The sequence below is a fragment of the Nocardia carnea genome (assembly GCF_029868855.1).
Classification (GTDB): domain Bacteria; phylum Actinomycetota; class Actinomycetes; order Mycobacteriales; family Mycobacteriaceae; genus Nocardia; species Nocardia carnea_A.
Window position 1 is genome coordinate 1 of the sequence record NZ_JARWOV010000150.1, and the last position, 1378, is coordinate 1378.

At 66.8% G+C, this 1378-nt stretch carries 1 protein-coding gene; it reads left to right on the forward strand.

Features of this window, described 5'->3' with window-relative positions; genetic code table 11:
• Window positions 1-1378: condensation domain-containing protein (locus QH195_RS14025; protein WP_280435679.1), on the forward strand; the 1378-nt coding region annotated here is incomplete at both ends.

Consider the following 1378-nt stretch of genomic DNA (forward strand, 5'->3'; position numbering starts at 1 on the left):
GGAGTATCGGGGTCGTACCGATTTCCAGGTCAAGATTCGTGGTTTCCGGATCGAGTTGGGTGAGATCGAAGCGGCACTCCTGGCGTTGCCCGAGGTCGGGCAGGCGGCGGTGGTCGCGAAGTCGGATGCACGGACCGGTGATCGGCTCGTCGGTTATCTGGTGCCTGCCGCTGCCGGTGCGGATGCTGCTGAGGCCCGGTTGGATACGGCTCGTATCCAGTCCGCTCTGGGGCAGCGGCTGCCGTCGTACATGGTTCCCGCGGCGTTCGTCGAACTCGATGCACTGCCGTTGAACGTGAACGGCAAACTGGACCGTAAAGCGTTGCCGGAACCGGTGTTCGAGGCGACTGTTTTCCGGGCGCCGTCGACCCCCGTCGAGGAGATCGTGGCGAACACATTCGCCGAGATCCTGGGCGCCGAGCGTGTCGGTGTAGATGACGACTTCTTCGCTCTGGGTGGTAACTCGCTGGTCGCGACGCAGGTTGCGGCGCGATTGAGCAAGGCGCTGGATACGACTGTTCCGGTGCGGGCGTTGTTCGAAGCCCCCACGGTCGCCGGGTTGGCCGTGCGGGTAGAGCAGCATGCAGGCTCCGGCGGCCGGTCGGCGCTGGTGCCGCAGCCGCGGCCGACGCGGGTCACCGAGTCGGGTGAGGTTCAACAGGCTGTGCCGTTGTCGCTGGCGCAGCGGCGGATGTGGTTCCTCAACCGTCTCGACAGTGATACGGCGGCCTACAACATTCCGCTCGCGATCCGATTGTCGGGCGAACTCGATATAGAAGCCCTCCGGGCGGCGGTCGCGGATCTTGTGGCGCGGCACGAGGTGCTGCGGACGGTGTACCCGGAGACCGAGTCCGGCCCGGTGCAGGTGATCCTGCCTACGGCGCAGGCGGTGCCGCAGCTCGCGGTGCGGTCGGTGGCCGCCGCGGAGGTCGTCGCGGCCGTGGCGGAATTGGCGTCGACCGGGTTCGACGTCACCGCCGAAGTGCCGTTGCGGGTCGCGCTGTTCCAGGTAGGCGAGACAGCGGAGTCTGCCCGTGTCGACGGAGCGTCGGCCGGTGATTTCGTGCTGGCGATGGTGGTGCACCACATTTCCGGTGACGGTTCCTCGGTCGCCCCGCTGATCCGTGATGTGATGACGGCGTATGCGGCGCGGATTGCGGGTGAGGTGCCGGGGTGGGCGCCGTTGCCGGTGCAGTACGCCGATTTCAGTATCTGGCAGCGGGAGTTGCTGGGCGACGAATCCGATCCGGAATCGCTGGCTGCCGAGCAGATCGGGTATTGGAAGTCGGCGTTGGCCGGCGTTCCGGATCAGTTGGATCTTCCGGCGGATCGTCCGCGTCCTGCGGTGCAGTCCTACAGTGGTGGCCGGGTCGCGGTG